Below are 15,845 nucleotides of genomic sequence, written 5' to 3'. Positions count from 1 at the left end.
GCGACCGCGTGCTGTGGCTGGAACGCGGCGAACTGCTGATGGACGGCCCCACCGACGAGGTCATCAAGGCGTACGAGAAGGAGACCGGCAAGTAGTTCTCCGGACACCCGGAAGGCCCCCGCGGGCCCGCCCCGCGGGGGCCTTCGACGGTGAAGAATTGGTCAACTCTGCGGACAACGGGAACAGTTCGTCCGGAATGGATGTTGACCCGATCGTTGCCACGGGCTTCGGTACCCACTCGGACGCATGGGAGATGTACGGCGTAAGCTGTACGGGTGCCGAACAGCACAAGTAGCGCAAGTCGGGCAATACTCACCCAAGAGGGCGATGAGGGCTCGATCGGGCGCGTCGCCGGGCGCGGCGTGTCCGAAATAGGATGTTTTAGCTTGGCGGTGTAGAACGGGAGACGTGACGGCAATGGCTACTGGTTCGCTCCGGCACCGAAAGACGCCGGGCAGCCCACGGTGAGCCGAGACAACGAGCGGGCGCGTCGCGCCTTCCTCCGAAGGGTGGCGGCGGGTGACGGGCGGGACCAGACGCGCACCGTGCTCGATCAGGCCGCACACGAGAACTTCCCGGTCGCGCCGTTCTTCCTGCCCCGCGCCTGGCGGGCCGACCTGATGGCCGTGTACGGCTTCGCCCGGCTCGTCGACGACATCGGCGACGGTGACCTCGCGCCCGGCGGTGGCGACGCCGTACTCCTCGGGCTCGACCGGGCGCAGTTCGACGACCGGCCCGCGCTGCTCGACGCCCTGGAGGCGGACCTGGAGCGCGTCTTCAGCGACCGCGCACCCGGCCCCAAGCACCCGCTGATGCGCCGCCTCGGCCCGACCGTCCGCCGCTGCGAGCTGACCCCCGAGCCGTTCCTCGGCCTGATCGAGGCCAACCGCCAGGACCAGCGGGTGAGCCGTTACGCCACCTACGACGACCTGGTCGCCTACTGCGAGCTGTCCGCCAACCCCGTCGGCCGGCTCGTCCTCGGCATCACCGGCACCGCCAGCCCCGAGCGCCTCCGCCGCTCGGACGCCGTCTGCACCGCCCTGCAAATCGTCGAACACCTCCAGGACGTGGCCGAGGACCTCGGGCGCGACCGCATCTACCTCCCCGCCGAGGACATGAAACGCTTCGGCGTCTCGGAAGCCGATCTGGCCGCCCCGAGCGGGGGCGCATCGGTGCGCGCACTGATCGCCTACGAGGCGGAACGCGCCCGTGACCTGCTGGATGAAGGCACCGCGCTGGTGGGTAGCGTCCACGGCAGGCTCAAGCTGCTGCTGGCCGGTTTCGTCGCCGGCGGACGTGCCGCACTCCAGGCGGTCGCTGCCGCCGAACACGACGTACTCCCTGGACCGCCCAAACCGACCAAGCTCAGCCTGCTGCGCGAGGTGGGGGCGACATTGCGAAGAGAGGGGTGAGTCGGACCGTGGAGGCAACCGCACACGCGTCCGCGCCGGTGCTCGCTGCATACCGCTACTGCGAAGCCATCACCGGGCAGCAGGCACGCAACTTCGCCTACGGCATCCGGCTGCTGCCGACCGACAAGCGCCATGCGATGTCGGCGCTCTACGCCTTCTCCCGCCGGGTCGACGACATCGGTGACGGCCATCTGGAGGCCGCCGCCAAGCAACAGCGCCTGGAGGACACCCGGGCGCTGCTGGCCCGTATCAAGGACGGCCGGCTCGACGAGGACGACACCGACCCGGTGGCCGTCGCCCTCGCCGACGCCGCCCGCCGCTTCCCCGTCCCGCTCGACGCGCTGGACGAGCTCATCGACGGCGTGCTGGCGGACGTGCGCGGCGAGAGCTACGAGACCTGGGACGAGCTGAAGGTCTACTGCCGCTGCGTCGCCGGCGCGATCGGCCGGCTCTCGCTCGGCGTGTTCGGCACCGTGCCCGGCGTACCGGACACCGAGCGCGCCGCCGAGTACGCCGACACGCTCGGTCTCGCCCTCCAACTCACCAACATCCTCCGGGACGTTCGCGAGGACGCCGGCAACGGCCGGACCTACCTCCCCGCCGAGGACCTCGCCAAGTTCGGCTGCTCGGCCGGGTTCGCCCACCCCGTCCCGCCGCCCGGCTCCGACTTCACCGGCCTGGTCCACCACGAGGTGAACCGCGCCCGCGCACTGTTCGCCGAGGGCTTCCGGCTGCTGCCGATGCTCGACCGGCGCAGCGGCGCCTGCGTGGCCGCGATGGCCGGCATCTACCACCGCCTGCTCACCCGGATCGCCGCCGACCCCGAGGCGGTGCTGCGCGGCCGGGTCTCGCTGCCCGGCTGGGAGAAGGCGTTCGTCGCGGTACGCGGACTGTCCGGGCTCGACGCGCGGGCGATCGGCCGCCGGCAGTCCGTGCGGAGGCGCGGATGACCGGCCGGACCACGCACGACAGCGGTGACCCCGCGTCAGTACGGCGGGCAACCCTCCCCCGGACGGCTGCGTCCATCACCCACGTACGGGGGGAGCACACATGACATCCACAGCCACCGCGGTGGTCGTCGGCGGCGGGCTCGCGGGCACCACCGCCGCCCTCGCGCTGGCCGACGCCGGGCTGCGGGTCACCCTCGTCGAGGGCCGCCCCCGCCTGGGCGGACTGGTCTTCTCCTTCCGCCGCGACTCGGCCGCCGGTGAGCTGAGCGTCGACAACGGCCAGCACGTCTACCTGCGCTGCTGCACCGCGTACGGCCGGATGCTGGACCGGCTCGGCGCGGCCCACCTGGTGCCCCTCCAGGACCGGATGGACGTGCCCGTCCTGGATGCTGGGGGCACCTCCCGGACGAAGTCTGGGGGACGGATGCGGCTGGGCCGGCTGCGCCGTACCGCCCTGCCCGTCCCGCTGCACCTCGCCGCCAGCCTCGGGCGCTATCCGCACCTCTCCCCGGCCGAGCGGGCCGGCGTGGTCCGCGCGACCCTCGCCCTGAAGGGCCTCGACCCGGCCGACCCGGTCCTGGACGGCGTCGACTTCGGCAGTTGGCTGCGCCGCCACGGCCAGTCGTCCCGGGCCGTCGAGGCGCTGTGGGACCTGGTCGGCATCGCCACCCTCAACGCCCGGGCCGGCGACGCCTCGATGGGGCTGGCCGCCAAGGTCTTCAAGACCGGGCTGCTGTCCGCCCCCGGTGCCGCCGACATCGGCTGGTCCCGGGTCCCGCTCGGCGACGTGCACGACGTGCTCGCCCGTACGGCACTGGAGAAGGCCGGGGTGCGGATCGCGCTGCGCACCCGTGCCGCGTCCCTCGACCGGACCGACGGCCGCTGGCAGGTCGCGGTGGAGAACGGTCCGCACGGCGGCGAACGGCTCACCGCGGACACCGTCGTCCTCGCCGTACCGCAGCGCGAGACGCATGCGCTGCTGCCCGCCGGCGCGCTGGCCGACCGGGACCGGCTGCTGGACATCGGCACCGCCCCGATCCTCAACCTCCACGTCGTCTACGACCGCAAGGTCCTGCGCCGCCCCTTCTTCGCCGCGGTCGGCTCGCCCGTCCAGTGGGTCTTCGACCGCACCGACGCCTCCGGACTGACCAGGACGGCCGGGAACGCCCGCTGCCAGTACCTGGCCGTGTCGCAGTCCGCCGCGCAGGAGGAGATCGACCACCCGGTCGCCAAACTCCGCGCCCGCTACCTCCCCGAGCTGGAACGGCTGCTGCCGGCCGCCCGGGGCGCCCGGATCATCGACTTCTTCGTCACCCGCGAGCGCACCGCGACCTTCGCGCCCGCCCCGGGCGTCGGCAGGCTCCGCCCCGCCGCCCGCACCCAAGCCCCCGGCCTGTTCCTGGCCGGTGCGTGGACCGCCACCGGGTGGCCCGCGACCATGGAAAGCGCTGTTCGCAGCGGCACTGCCGCCGCTCGCGAGGCACTCAACGAACTCGGCTTCCCCCAGGGCCAGTTGCCTCAGGAGGCGGCATGACTACGAGTACGAGCGCTCGCACGAGCACGAGCATCGGAAACAGAGGAGAAACCGTGAATCCGGCTTCCCCAGCTATCGACACCGAGAGCGTCACCGCGCTGCTGGAGCGCGGGCGGACACTCGCCACTCCCGTGCTGCGTGCTGCCGTGGGCCGGCTCGCCCCTCCCATGGACACCGTCGCCGCCTACCACTTCGGCTGGATCGACGCCACCGGCAAACCCGCTTCCGGCGACAGCGGCAAGGCCGTCCGGCCCGCGCTCGCCCTGCTGTCCGCCGAGGTCGCGGGCAGCGCCCCCGAGGTCGGCATCCCCGGCGCGGTCGCCGTCGAGCTGGTGCACAACTTCTCGCTGCTGCACGACGACCTCATGGACGGCGACGAACAGCGCCGGCACCGCGACACGGTCTGGAAGGTGCACGGCCCGGCGCAGGCCATCCTCGTCGGCGACGCGCTGTTCGCCCTCGCCAACGAAATACTGCTGGAGCTCGGCACGGTCGACGCCGGCCGCGCCACCCGCCGGCTGACCCTGGCCACCCGCAAGCTGATCGACGGCCAGGCCCAGGACATCTCCTACGAGCACCGCGAGCGGGTCACCGTCGAGGAGTGCCTGGAGATGGAGGGCAACAAGACCGGCGCGCTGCTGGCCTGCGCGGTCTCCATCGGCGCGGTCCTGGGCGGCGCCGACGACCGCACCGCCGACACCCTGGAGAGGTACGGCTACCACCTCGGCCTCGCCTTCCAGGCCGTCGACGACCTGCTGGGCATCTGGGGCGACCCGGACGCCACCGGCAAGCGGCCCTGGAGCGACCTGCGCCAGCGCAAGAAGTCGCTGCCGGTCGTCGCCGCGCTGGCCGCCGGCGGCCCGGCCTCCGAGCGACTGGCCCGGATCCTGGCCGCCGACGCCAAGAAGAGCGAGACCGAGATCGCCGACTTCACCGAGGAGGAGTTCGCCTCCCGGGCGGCCCTCATCGAGGAGGCCGGCGGCCGTGAGTGGACCTCCCAGGAGGCCCGCCGCCAGCACGCCACCGCCATCGCCGCGCTCGACGAGATCGACATGCCGGAGAAGGTCCGGGCACAGCTCGTCGCCCTCGCGGACTTCGTCGTCGTACGAGAAAGATGACTCCCTACCAACACCGAATAGATCGCAGTCGCCGGCCGGTGCCGCACCGGGCGCCGGCCGACGGAATCCCTGAGCACGCTTTGACAGTTCACTGCAGAAGGGGAAGCCATGACAGCGACGACCGACGGAAGCACCGGGGCGCTGCCGCCCCGGGCCCCTTCGGCCAGCGATGCCACCGCTGAGAGAGCCGCACCATCCGTCAAGACGGCCACCGCCGTCGCCGAGGACACCGCCGAGGCCGCCCGCCGAGCGACCGCCCGCGCCACCGACTACCTCCTCTCCGTCCAGGACCCCGCAGGATGGTGGAAGGGTGACCTCGAAACCAACGTCACCATGGACGCCGAGGACCTGCTGCTCCGTCAGTTCCTGGGCATCTCGGACCCCGGGACCACCGAGGCCGCCGCCCGCCACCTCCGCGCCGAGCAGCGGACCGACGGCACCTGGGCCACCTTCCACGGCGGGCCCGGTGAACTCTCCACCACCATCGAGGCGTATGTCGCCCTGCGGCTCGCCGGGGACGCGACCGACGCCCCGCACATGGCCGCCGCGTCCGCCTGGATCCGCGCACAGGGCGGGGTCGCCGCCTCCCGGGTCTTCACCCGCATCTGGCTGGCCCTCTTCGGCTGGTGGAAGTGGGAGGACCTGCCCCAGCTCCCACCGGAACTCCTCTTCTTCCCGAAGTGGTTCCCGCTCAACATCTACGACTTCGGGTGCTGGGCACGGCAGACCATCGTGCCGCTGACCATCGTCTCCGCCAAACGCCCGGTCCGCCCGGCGCCGTTCGCCCTCGACGAGCTGCACACCGATCCCCGCCGCCCCAACCCGCCCCGCCCGCTCGCCCCGGCCACCAGCTGGGACGGCGTCTTCCAGCGCCTCGACAAGGCGCTGCGGGTCTACCACAAGGTCGCCCTGCGCAAACTGCGCGGCGCCGCGATGCGCTCGGCCGCCCGCTGGATCATCGAACGGCAGGAGAACGACGGCTGCTGGGGAGGCATCCAGCCACCCGCGGTGTACTCGATCATCGCCCTGCACCTCCTCGGCTACGACCTCGACCACCCCGTGCTGCGCGAGGGACTGGCCTCCCTGGACCGGTTCGCGGTCCGGCGCGAGGACGGTTCCCGGATGATCGAGGCCTGCCAGTCACCGGTCTGGGACACCTGCCTCGCCACCATCGCGCTGGCCGACGCCGGACTGCCCGCCGACCACCCGCAGCTGGTCAAGGCCGCCGACTGGATGCTCGCCGAGCAGATCGACCGGCCCGGCGACTGGAGCGTCAAACGGCCCCAACTCCCGCCCGGCGGCTGGGCCTTCGAGTTCCACAACGACAACTACCCGGACATCGACGACACCGCCGAGGTGGTGCTCGCACTGCGCCGGGTCAAGCACCCCGACCCGCAGCGGGTGGCGGCCGCGGTGGACCGCGCGGTGCGCTGGAACTTCGGGATGCAGTCCCGCAACGGCGGCTGGGGCGCCTTCGACGTCGACAACACCAGCCCGTTCCCCAACCGCCTGCCGTTCTGCGACTTCGGCGAGGTCATCGACCCGCCGTCGGCCGACGTCACCGCGCACGTCGTGGAGATGCTCGCCGAGACCGGCCGGACGCACGATCCGCGCACCCGTCGCGCCCTCGCCTGGCTGCTGGCCGAACAGGAGCCGGACGGCTCGTGGTTCGGACGCTGGGGCACCAACTACATCTACGGCACCGGCTCGGTGCTGCCCGCGCTCGCCGCGGCCGGCATCCCCGCCTCCCACCCGGCCGTACGCCGCGCCGTCGGCTGGCTGGAGCGGGTGCAGAACGACGACGGCGGCTGGGGCGAGGACCAGCGGTCGTACGCGGATCAGGACGGCTGGGCCGGGCGCGGCGCCTCGACCGCCTCGCAGACCGCCTGGGCGCTGATGGCGCTGCTCGCGGCCGGTGAGCGGGACAGCGAGGCGGTGCGGCGCGGGGTGCGGTATCTCGCCGCGACCCAGCGCGAGGACGGTTCCTGGGACGAGCCGTACTTCACCGGCACCGGCTTCCCCTGGGACTTCTCCATCAACTACCACCTCTACCGCCAGGTCTTCCCGCTGACCGCCCTGGGCCGCTACGTCAACGGCGGACCGGCCGCGGCGCCGGTGGGGGCCTGATGCCGAGACCGTCCCCCGCGAGTGCGGACCCCCCGCTGCTGGTCGCCTGTGCGCTCGGCATCGAGCGGTTCGCGCTGCGCGGGGGAGAGCGGGCGGCGGCGTCCGGCGAGGGCCGCCCCGGGCTCGTGGTGCTGCGCACCGGCATGGGCCCCCGGGCGGCCGAACGCGCCCTCGCCGATGCGCTGCGTGACGGCACGGACACCTCCCGTTCGCCCGTCGTCGCCAGCGGCTTCTGCGCCGGCCTCGCGCCCGGTATGCGCCCCGGGGACGTGGTCGTCGCCGAGGCCACCCGCGACCACCGCCCGGGCCTGCCGGACGTGCCCTGCCGCGACAACGGCCCGCTGCTCGCCGCCCTGCGCCACCGCGGCCTGACCGTGCACCGCGGGCTGCTGCGCGGCTCCGACCACGTCGTACGCGGCACGGAACGGGCCGAGCTGCACGCCTCCGGCGCGATCGCGGTGGACATGGAATCCGCCGCCACGCTCCGTACGGCACAGCTCGCCGGCGCCCGTCCGGTTGCGGCCGTCCGGGTGGTCGTGGACGCTCCAGAACATGAACTCGTCCGCATCGGCACGGTGCGCGGGGGAATATCGGCCTTCCGCGTGCTGCGCAGAGTGCTTCCAGTTTTCTACGAATGGCACCGTTCCTTGCTGCTCCCCAGGAGGTGAGCCAGATGGCCATGCCGCTCCGTCAGTCCATCCGGGTCGGGACATATCTTTTTGAACAGAAGATGATCCGGCGGCGTGAGAAGTTCCCCCTCATCGTCGAGCTGGAACCGCTCTTCGCGTGCAATCTGAAGTGTGAGGGCTGCGGGAAGATCCAGCATCCGGCCGGGGTGCTCAAGCAGCGGATGCCGGTGGCGCAGGCGGTCGGCGCGGTCCTGGAGTCCGGCGCCCCGATGGTCTCCATCGCCGGCGGAGAACCCCTGATGCACCCGCAGATCGACGAGATCGCCCGGCAGTTGGTGGCCAAGCGGAAATACGTCTTCCTGTGCACCAACGCCATGCTGCTGCGCAAGAAGATGGACCTGTTCACCCCGTCGCCCTATTTCGCGTTCGCGGTGCACATCGACGGAATGCGCGAACGGCACGACGAATCCGTCGCCAAGGAAGGCGTGTTCGACGAGGCGGTCGCGGCGATCAAGGAGGCCAAGCGGCGCGGATTCCGGGTCACCACCAATTCCACCTTCTTCAACACCGACACCCCGCAGACCGTCATCGAGGTCCTCAACTTCCTCAACGACGACCTCAAGGTCGACGAGATGATGCTGTCGCCCGCCTACGCCTACGAGAAGGCCCCCGACCAGGAGCACTTCCTCGGCGTCGAGCAGACCCGCGAGCTGTTCCGCAAGGCGTTCGCCGGCGGCAACCGGCGCCGCTGGCGGCTCAACCACAGCCCGCTCTTCCTGGACTTCCTGGAGGGCAAGGCGGACTTCCCGTGCACGGCCTGGGCGATCCCCAACTACTCACTGTTCGGCTGGCAGCGCCCCTGCTACCTGATGAGTGACGGCTATGTGCCGACGTACCGGGAACTCATCGAAGAGACGGACTGGGACAAATACGGCCGCGGCAAGGACCCGCGCTGCGCCAACTGCATGGCGCACTGCGGCTACGAACCCACCGCCGTCCTCGCCACCATGGGGTCCCTCAAGGAATCCCTCAGGGCGGCCAAGGAGACCGTCGCCGGAAACCGCGGCTGACCCGTCGCATCCGGGGGAGCCCGCCACCGCGGTGGGCTCCCTCCGCCACGGCCGCCGAACCACCCGAGGGGGACCGAACATGACGATGCTGGAACACATCAGCGGACCGCGTGACCTCAAGGCGCTCCCCGCCGACCGCCTACCCCGACTCGCCGAGGAGATCCGGCACTTCCTCGTCCACGCGGTGGCCCGCACCGGTGGCCATCTGGGCCCCAACCTGGGCGTGGTCGAGCTGACCCTCGCCCTGCACCGGGTCTTCGACTCACCCGCCGACCGCATCCTGTGGGACACCGGCCACCAGTCGTACGTGCACAAGCTCCTGACCGGCCGGCAGGACTTCTCCAAGCTGCGGGCCAAGGGCGGTCTGTCGGGCTATCCGTCGCGGGCGGAGTCGGCGCACGACGTCATCGAGAACAGTCATGCCTCGACGGTCCTGGGCTGGGCGGACGGTCTGGCCAAGGCCAACCAGGTGCGCGGCAAGAAGGACCATGTCGTCGCGGTGATCGGCGACGGCGCGCTGACCGGTGGTATGGCCTGGGAGGCGCTCAACAACATCGCCGCCGCGAAGGACCGTCCGCTGGTCATCGTCGTCAACGACAACGAGCGTTCCTACGCACCGACCATCGGCGGGCTGGCCGACCACCTGGCCACCCTGCGCACCACCGACGGCTACGAGCGTTTCCTGGCCCGCGGCAAGGACCTGCTGGAGCGCACCCCGGTCGTCGGCAAACCGCTCTACGGCACGCTGCACGGCGCCAAGAAGGGCCTGAAGGACTTCATCGCCCCGCAGGGCATGTTCGAGGACCTGGGCCTGAAGTACCTCGGGCCGATCGACGGCCACGACATCGGGGCCGTCGAATCGGCGCTGCGCCGCGCGTCCGGATTCCACGGCCCGGTGCTGGTGCACTGCCTCACCGAGAAGGGCCGCGGCTACCGGCCCGCCCTGGAGGACGAGGCCGACCACTTCCACACCGTCGGGGTGATGGACCCGCTGACCTGCGCGCCGGTCACTCCGCCCGGCGCGCCGTCCTGGACGTCCGTCTTCGGCGACGAAATGGTCCGCATCGGCGCGGAACGCGAGGACGTGGTCGCCCTCACGGCGGCGATGCTGCAGCCGGTCGGCCTGCGGAAGTTCGCCGAAGCGTTCCCCGACAGGGTGTGGGACGTGGGCATCGCCGAGCAGCACGCCGCCGTATCGGCGGCGGGCCTGGCCACCGGCGGACTCCACCCGGTCGTCGCGGTCTACGCCACCTTCCTCAACCGCGCCTTCGACCAGGTCCTGATGGACGTCGCACTGCACAAGTGCGGCGTCACCTTCGTCCTGGACCGGGCCGGCGTCACCGGCACCGACGGAGCCTCGCACAACGGCATGTGGGACCTCTCGGTGCTCGGCGTCGTCCCCGGCCTGCGGATCGCCGCCCCGCGCGACGCCGACCAGCTCCGCGCCCAGCTGCGCGAGGCCCTCGACGTGGACGACGCACCGACCGTGCTGCGCTTCCCCAAGGAATCGGTGGACGACCCGATCCCGGCCGTGGACCGGATCGGCGGGGCGGACGTCCTGCACCGGGCACCGCACCCGGACGTACTGCTGGTCGCGGTCGGCGTGATGGCGCCGGTCTGTCTGCGGGTCGCCGAACTCCTCGCGGCACGCGGCGTGGACGCGACCGTCATCGACCCGCGCTGGGTCAAACCGGTCGACCCGGCCATCCCGCAACTCGCCGCGGATCACGCCCTGGTGGCCGTGGTCGAGGACAACAGCCGTACCGGCGGCGTCGGCTGGGCGGTCGGGCAGGCGCTGCGGGACGCGGACGTGGACGTACCGCTGCGCACCTTCGGCATCCCCGAGGAGTTCCTGCCGCACGCCAAGCGGGCCGAGCTGCTGGCCGACCTGGGGCTGACCCCGGCCGAGATCGCCGGCCGGATCAGCGCCGCACTGGCCCGTAAGGAGAGCGTCTCGTGACCGGATTCGACCTCGGCCGGCTGCTCGCCGAGCGCGGCGCTGAGCGCTACGACCTGCACACCCGCCATCTGAACCACCAGCTGCCGCGGATGCTGCACACCCTCGGCTTCGACAAGGTCTACGAGCGGGCCGAGGGCGCGTACTTCTGGGACGCGGACGGCCAGGACTACCTCGACATGCTCGCCGGCTTCGGGGTGATGGGCCTGGGCCGGCACCACCCCGTCGTACGGAAGGCGCTGCACGACGTCCTCGACGCCCGGCTGGCCGACCTCACCCGCTTCGACTGCCCGCCGCTGCCCGGCCTCCTCGCCGAGAAGCTGCTCGGCCACGCCCCCCACCTCGACCGGGTCTTCTTCGGCAACAGCGGCACCGAGGCCGTCGAGACCGCCCTGAAGTTCGCGCGGTACGCGACCGGGAAGCCGCGGATCCTGTACTGCACGCACGCCTTCCACGGCCTGACCACCGGCTCCCTGTCCGTCAACGGCGAGGACGGCTTCCGCGACGGCTTCGCGCCGCTGCTGCCGGACACCGCCGTGCCGCTCGGTGATCTCGACGCGCTGGCAAGGGAGTTGAGCAAGGGCGATGTCGCCGCGCTCATCGTCGAGCCGGTCCAGGGCAAGGGCGTGCACGAGGCGCCGCCCGGCTATCTGCGGGCCGCACAGGAACTCCTGCGCAAGCACAAGGCCCTGCTGATCGCCGACGAGGTGCAGACCGGCCTCGGCCGCACCGGCGACTTCTTCGCCTACCAGCACGAGGACGGCGTCGCACCGGACCTGGTGTGCGTGGCCAAGGCACTGTCCGGCGGCTACGTCCCGGTCGGCGCGACCCTCGGCAAGGACTGGATCTTCAAAAAGGTCTACTCGTCCATGGACCGCGTGCTGGTGCACTCCGCCAGCTTCGGCTCCAACGCCCAGGCCATGGCGGCCGGTCTGGCGGTCCTCGCGGTGATGGAGGACGAGGGAATCGTCGCGCACGCCCGGCGCACCGGCGATCTGCTGCGCGGCCGGCTCGCCGAGCTGATCCCCAAGTACGAGCTGCTGCACGACGTGCGGGGCCGCGGCCTGATGATCGGCATCGAGTTCGGCCGGCCCACCTCGCTCGGGCTGCGCAGCCGCTGGACGATGCTGCAGGCGGCCCGCAAGGGGCTGTTCGCGCAGATGGTCGTGGTGCCGCTGCTGCAGCGGCACCGCATCCTCACCCAGGTCTCCGGCGACCACCTGGAGGTCATTAAGCTGATCCCGCCGCTGATCATCGGCGAGCGGGAGGTCGACCGGTTCGTCGACGCCTTCACGGCCGTCATGGACGACGCCCACGGTGGCGGCGGCCTGATGTGGGACTTCGGGCGGACGCTGGTCAAACAGGCGGTCGCCCACCGCTGACAGAGCACGGGGGGACACGAGGGTGACCGCGACGACGGTACGGTCCGTGAACGACATGACGGCCCGCTGGGCGCGGGCGGCGGTGGGGGAGGCCGGCACGGTCCTCACCGCGGCCGGCGTCTGGCCACTGCTGGCGCTGCTCGCGGGCCCCTCGGCGGGCCCGGCCCGCACGGAGCTGGCCGAGGCGCTCGGCACGGACCCGGAGCGGGCACCGGCGGAGGGCTGGTCGCTGCTCGCGGCGCTGGACGCGGCCGACGGCGTCGGCGCCGCGGCCGCGCTGTGGGCCCGGCGCACCCTGTCGCTGCGCCCCGAGTGGCGGGACGCTCTGCCGCCGGGCACCCTCGGCGAGCTGACCGGCGCCGCGGCGGCCGACCAGGAGGCGCTGGACGCCTGGGCCCGGCAGCACACCGACGGGCTGATCGAGCGGATGCCGGTCGAGGTCACCCCGGACCTGCTGCTCGTCCTGGCCAGTGCGCTGCTGGTGCGGACGACCTGGGCGGAACCCTTCGGGGAGTACCCGCTGCGGCTCACCGAAGGCCCCTGGGCGGGGCGCGAGGTGACCGCACTGAGCCGCTCCGGGGCGGAGGCCTCGCAGCTCCTGGTGCACGACACCCCCGCCGGCCCGCTGACCGCCGTACGCGTCGAGGGCGACAACGGTCTGGACGTGCATCTGCTGCTCGGCGGGCCCGGTGTACCGGGCGGTGAGGTCCTGGGGCACGGCGTCGAGGCGCTGGCCGGGCGGTACCCGGCGGTGCCCGGTGCGGCGCTGACCGACGGCGCCGGGCCGGGGCTGCGGGTGACGACGGTGCCGAGCTACGACGGGGTGCCGCGCCTGGACCTCATGACCGTGCGGTTCACCGTCGATGCCGAACACGATCTGCTCAAGCGGCCGGAGCTGTTCGGGCTGACCGCCGCGGCGGACACCTCCCGCGGGCACTTCCCGGGCATCAGCGACCACCCGCTCGCGGTGTCGGCCGCCCGGCAGCAGGCCACCGCGACCTTCGGCGCGCTCGGTTTCCGGGCGGCGGCCGTCACGGTCATGCCGGTCGCCGCGGGGTCCGTGCCGCCGCCCCCGCCGTACGAGGCGCTGCGGATCACGGCCCGCTTCGACCGGCCCTTCGGGTTCCTCGCCGTGCACCGGGAGTCGGGGCTGGTACTGACGGCGGGCTGGGTCGCCGAACCCTAGCGGCCCGCGGTCCGGTCAGTCGGTGAGCAGGGCCTCGCGCAGCCGCTCGCGGGTCTCGGGGGCCAGCTTCAGGCCCTCGGACAGGTACTTCTCCGTCGAGCCCCAGGTCCGCTCGATCGCGTCGTAGGCGGCCGCGAGGTAGTCGGTGTGCGCGCCGAACAGCGGCGAGAGCAGCTCCATGACCTCCTGTGACATCCCGACCGCTGAGTTGTCGGAACGGCGGATCTTGTAGCGGCGGTGCGGGTCGTTGGACTTGAGGTAGTCGGCCTCGATGGCGTCCCGCTCCACCCCGACCGCCAGCAGGGTCACGGCCACGGACAGACCCGCGCGGTCCTTGCCCGCCGCACAGTGCATCAGGGCGGGGACGCTGTCCTCGGCGAGCGCGTGCAGCACCCGGCTGTGGTCGTCGGTACGGGTGGTGATGATGTGCCGGTAGGTGGCGGCCATCCGGGCCGCGGCCTTGCCGTCGCCGAGCGCGGTGCGCAGCTGGTCCAGTTCACCGTCGCGGACCATCGTCCAGAACTCGGCACCGTCGGCCGGGTCGGTCAGCGGGATGTTCACGTTGCGCACACCGGGCAGTGCGACGTCGGGGCCCTCCAGCTTGATGTCCGAGGCGTTGCGGAAGTCGAAGATGGTGTGCAGTCCGAGGCCGGCGAGGAACGCCGCGTCCTCCGCGGTGGCATGGGCGAGGTGCCCGCTGCGGAACAGTCTGCCCTCCCGTACGCGACGCCCGTCCACGGTCGGCAGGCCGCCCACGTCGCGGAAGTTGCGGACCTCCGCGAGCTCCTGCTGAGCCTGCGGGACCTGCGGCGTCTGCTGCGTCACGGGCGCTCCTCTGGGTCGTTCGCCGACGCTGCTCGTCGACGAGGCGGGGCAGTCCCGACGATACGACATTGATGCAATAGGAAATCAGGCCGCAATCGGAGCGGCGCGGGGCGCGGGGAAGCACTCGGCAGCCGGGATGACCGATTCTTATTCCAACTTGAGGAGAATTTGACCTGGTGGCATTAATCACCCCTCGTCAACCCCTGGTTACGGTGGCGTAAGTCACTTCTCAAGGTGAAGTATGTCCTGACGTGGCAGACGATTCGAAGAACATCAGCAGTGGCGCCATGGGCGCCATCGGGTCGTACGCAGCCGTCGGGGACAGCTTCACGGAGGGGGTCGGGGATCCCGGCCCTGACGGGGTGTACATCGGTTGGGCGGACCGGCTCGCGGTCCTGCTCTCGGACCAGCAGGCGGAAGGTGACTTCCGCTACGCCAACCTCGCGATCAGGGGACGGCTGCTGGACCAGATCGTCGAGGAACAGGTGCCGCGGGCCAAGGAGCTCGCCCCCGACCTGGTGACGTTCTGTGCCGGCGGCAACGACATCCTCCGGCCGGGCTCCGACCCGGACGCGGTCGCCGAGCGCTACGAGGCGGCGGTGGCCGATCTGCGCTCCTCGGTCGGCACGGTCCTGCTCTGCACCGGCTTCGACACCCGCGGGGTCCCGGTGCTGGGTCTCCTGCGCGGCAAGATCGCCACGTACACGGCGCACGTCCGGGCCATCGCGGACCGGCACGACTGCCCGGTGCTCGACCTGTGGTCGCTGAAGTCCGTACAGGACCGGCGGGCCTGGAGCGAGGACCGGCTGCATCTGTCGGCCGACGGCCACACCCGGGTGGCGCTGCGCGCCGCGCAGGTGCTCGGCCTGCCGGTGCCGGCCGACCCGGACCAGCCCTGGCCGCCGGAGGCGGGGCGTTCGGCCGCCGAGGCGCGGCGGGACAACATCCACTGGGCGCGGGAACATCTGGTGCCGTGGATCGGGCGCCGGCTGCGTGGCGAGTCCTCCGGCGACCACGTCGAGCCCAAGCGGCCGGACCTGCTGCCGCTGTGAAGCATTGACGAAGGCCCCGTCCGCCGACGGCGGAACGGGGCCTCAGTGCGCCGCGGCGCTGGAGTACGGCAGGTCCGCCCAGACCACACGGCCGTGCCCGCTGTCCGCCGGCCGCGAGCCCCAGCTGTCGGAGAGCGCGCCGACCAGGAACAGCCCCCGGCCGCACTCCTGGTCCGGACTGCCCGGCTGGACCCGCGGCGCCGAACCGGCGAAGTCGCCCTCGTCCGTGATCTCTATGCGGATGTGCGCGCCGATGAGGGCGATTTCACAGCCGACCTTCTCGCTGCCGGTGTGCCGCACGGCATTGGTGAACAGCTCGGAGACCACCAACTCCACGTCGTCGCGGACTTGTTGAGCCGCGCCCCACTCGACGAGCAGCGTCTGGACGCGTCTGCGCGCCTCGGGCACGGACGTGCGTCGCGCCGGCAAGTGGAACGCGTCCTGCGGGTGCTGGGCGACAAAGCCGCCGCAGCGCCCTAACGAGGGAGCGTTGTTGGAGGAAGCCACGCCGTAACTATGTGCGATGTCGGTCACCGATGGCAAGGATCACTCTGTAATTTGCAGAATCGTCAGTGCAGTCTGTTCGTCCTGCTGACGGCATGA

Annotated in this window: 13 protein-coding genes and 1 pseudogene; 12 read left to right on the top strand and 2 right to left on the bottom strand. The window is 71.9% G+C overall.

The annotated features are described in order from the left end of the window. The 11 genes and pseudogenes from ACFV1J_RS26485 to ACFV1J_RS26435 form a co-directional block, all read left to right on the top strand. Nucleotides 1-95: pseudogene (locus ACFV1J_RS26485) on the top strand (ABC transporter ATP-binding protein); the annotation flags it as partial. Between the two features lie 450 nt (nt 96-545). After that, entirely contained in the window at nt 546-1,412 is an 867-nt protein-coding gene (gene hpnC, locus ACFV1J_RS26480) for a squalene synthase HpnC (RefSeq protein ID WP_385862021.1), read from the top strand. Then, nucleotides 1,409-2,362 carry a presqualene diphosphate synthase HpnD gene (gene hpnD / locus ACFV1J_RS26475; RefSeq protein WP_385862000.1) on the top strand — a complete coding sequence of 318 codons (954 nt, stop codon included), beginning with the start codon at nt 1,409-1,411 and terminating at the stop codon, nt 2,360-2,362. Before hpnC ends, hpnD begins: the two co-directional genes overlap by 4 nt. A 100-nt stretch (nt 2,363-2,462) precedes the next feature. Then, nucleotides 2,463-3,896, top strand: coding sequence for a hydroxysqualene dehydroxylase HpnE (gene hpnE, locus ACFV1J_RS26470; RefSeq protein ID WP_385861997.1), 1,434 nt, complete (start codon nt 2,463-2,465; stop codon nt 3,894-3,896). Next, nucleotides 3,893-5,014: a polyprenyl synthetase family protein gene (locus tag ACFV1J_RS26465; protein WP_385861995.1), complete on the top strand. Its 1,122-nt coding sequence runs from the start codon at nt 3,893-3,895 to the stop codon at nt 5,012-5,014. Before hpnE ends, ACFV1J_RS26465 begins: the two co-directional genes overlap by 4 nt. Nucleotides 5,015-5,122: 108 nt before the next feature. Next, nucleotides 5,123-7,141: a squalene--hopene cyclase gene (shc, locus tag ACFV1J_RS26460; protein ID WP_385861993.1), complete on the top strand. Its 2,019-nt coding sequence runs from the start codon at nt 5,123-5,125 to the stop codon at nt 7,139-7,141. Further along, nucleotides 7,141-7,809, top strand: a complete 669-nt coding sequence (locus ACFV1J_RS26455; protein ID WP_385861991.1) for a 1-hydroxy-2-methyl-2-butenyl 4-diphosphate reductase — start codon at nt 7,141-7,143, stop codon at nt 7,807-7,809. The genes shc and ACFV1J_RS26455 overlap by 1 nt, the downstream gene beginning before the upstream one ends. A gap of 5 nt (nt 7,810-7,814) precedes the next feature. Next, nucleotides 7,815-8,840 (top strand): adenosyl-hopene transferase HpnH, encoded by a 1,026-nt coding sequence (gene hpnH / locus ACFV1J_RS26450; RefSeq protein ID WP_385861989.1) that lies wholly within the window; start codon nt 7,815-7,817, stop codon nt 8,838-8,840. 79 nt (nt 8,841-8,919) lie between these two features. Further along, nucleotides 8,920-10,800 (top strand): 1-deoxy-D-xylulose-5-phosphate synthase, encoded by a 1,881-nt coding sequence (gene dxs, locus ACFV1J_RS26445; protein ID WP_385861986.1) that lies wholly within the window; start codon nt 8,920-8,922, stop codon nt 10,798-10,800. Continuing rightward, complete coding sequence (locus ACFV1J_RS26440) at nt 10,797-12,179, top strand: aspartate aminotransferase family protein (RefSeq protein ID WP_385861984.1); 1,383 nt, start codon at nt 10,797-10,799, stop codon at nt 12,177-12,179. The genes dxs and ACFV1J_RS26440 overlap by 4 nt, the downstream gene beginning before the upstream one ends. Nucleotides 12,180-12,234: 55 nt before the next feature. Beyond that, nucleotides 12,235-13,365, top strand: coding sequence for a serpin family protein (locus ACFV1J_RS26435; RefSeq protein WP_385862019.1), 1,131 nt, complete (start codon nt 12,235-12,237; stop codon nt 13,363-13,365). A gap of 15 nt (nt 13,366-13,380) precedes the next feature. Here the strand turns inward: ACFV1J_RS26435 and ACFV1J_RS26430 are convergent, their stop codons facing one another. Continuing rightward, nucleotides 13,381-14,190: a tyrosine-protein phosphatase gene (locus tag ACFV1J_RS26430; RefSeq protein WP_385861982.1), complete on the bottom strand. Its 810-nt coding sequence runs from the start codon at nt 14,188-14,190 to the stop codon at nt 13,381-13,383. Nucleotides 14,191-14,441: 251 nt separating this feature from the next. Between ACFV1J_RS26430 and ACFV1J_RS26425 the strand changes: the two genes are divergently transcribed. Next, on the top strand, nt 14,442-15,242 hold the full coding sequence (locus ACFV1J_RS26425; RefSeq protein ID WP_385861979.1) for an SGNH/GDSL hydrolase family protein: 801 nt from the start codon (nt 14,442-14,444) through the stop codon (nt 15,240-15,242). Nucleotides 15,243-15,284: 42 nt separating this feature from the next. On the opposite strand, the gene ACFV1J_RS26420 is transcribed toward ACFV1J_RS26425, so the two are convergent. After that, nucleotides 15,285-15,749: an ATP-binding protein gene (locus ACFV1J_RS26420; protein WP_385861977.1), complete on the bottom strand. Its 465-nt coding sequence runs from the start codon at nt 15,747-15,749 to the stop codon at nt 15,285-15,287. Nucleotides 15,750-15,845 lie beyond the last annotated feature (96 nt).

The organism is Streptomyces sp. NPDC059649, assembly GCF_042734445.1.
Lineage (GTDB): Bacteria > Actinomycetota > Actinomycetes > Streptomycetales > Streptomycetaceae > Streptomyces.
Note: the sequence above shows the minus strand (reverse complement) of the source record. Positions and strands in the feature narration are given on the sequence as shown.

Excerpts from the sequence above, each read along its gene's own strand:
- dxs (WP_385861986.1), top strand. The coding sequence starts at position 8,920 with ATGACGATGCTGGAACACATCAGCGGACCGCGTGACCTCAAGGCGCTC.
- ACFV1J_RS26465 (WP_385861995.1), top strand. The coding sequence starts at position 3,893 with ATGACTACGAGTACGAGCGCTCGCACGAGCACGAGCATCGGAAACAGA.
- shc (WP_385861993.1), top strand. The coding sequence starts at position 5,123 with ATGACAGCGACGACCGACGGAAGCACCGGGGCGCTGCCGCCCCGGGCC.
- hpnH (WP_385861989.1), top strand. The coding sequence starts at position 7,815 with ATGGCCATGCCGCTCCGTCAGTCCATCCGGGTCGGGACATATCTTTTT.
- hpnE (WP_385861997.1), top strand. The coding sequence starts at position 2,463 with ATGACATCCACAGCCACCGCGGTGGTCGTCGGCGGCGGGCTCGCGGGC.
- ACFV1J_RS26455 (WP_385861991.1), top strand. The coding sequence starts at position 7,141 with ATGCCGAGACCGTCCCCCGCGAGTGCGGACCCCCCGCTGCTGGTCGCC.
- ACFV1J_RS26435 (WP_385862019.1), top strand. The coding sequence starts at position 12,235 with ATGACGGCCCGCTGGGCGCGGGCGGCGGTGGGGGAGGCCGGCACGGTC.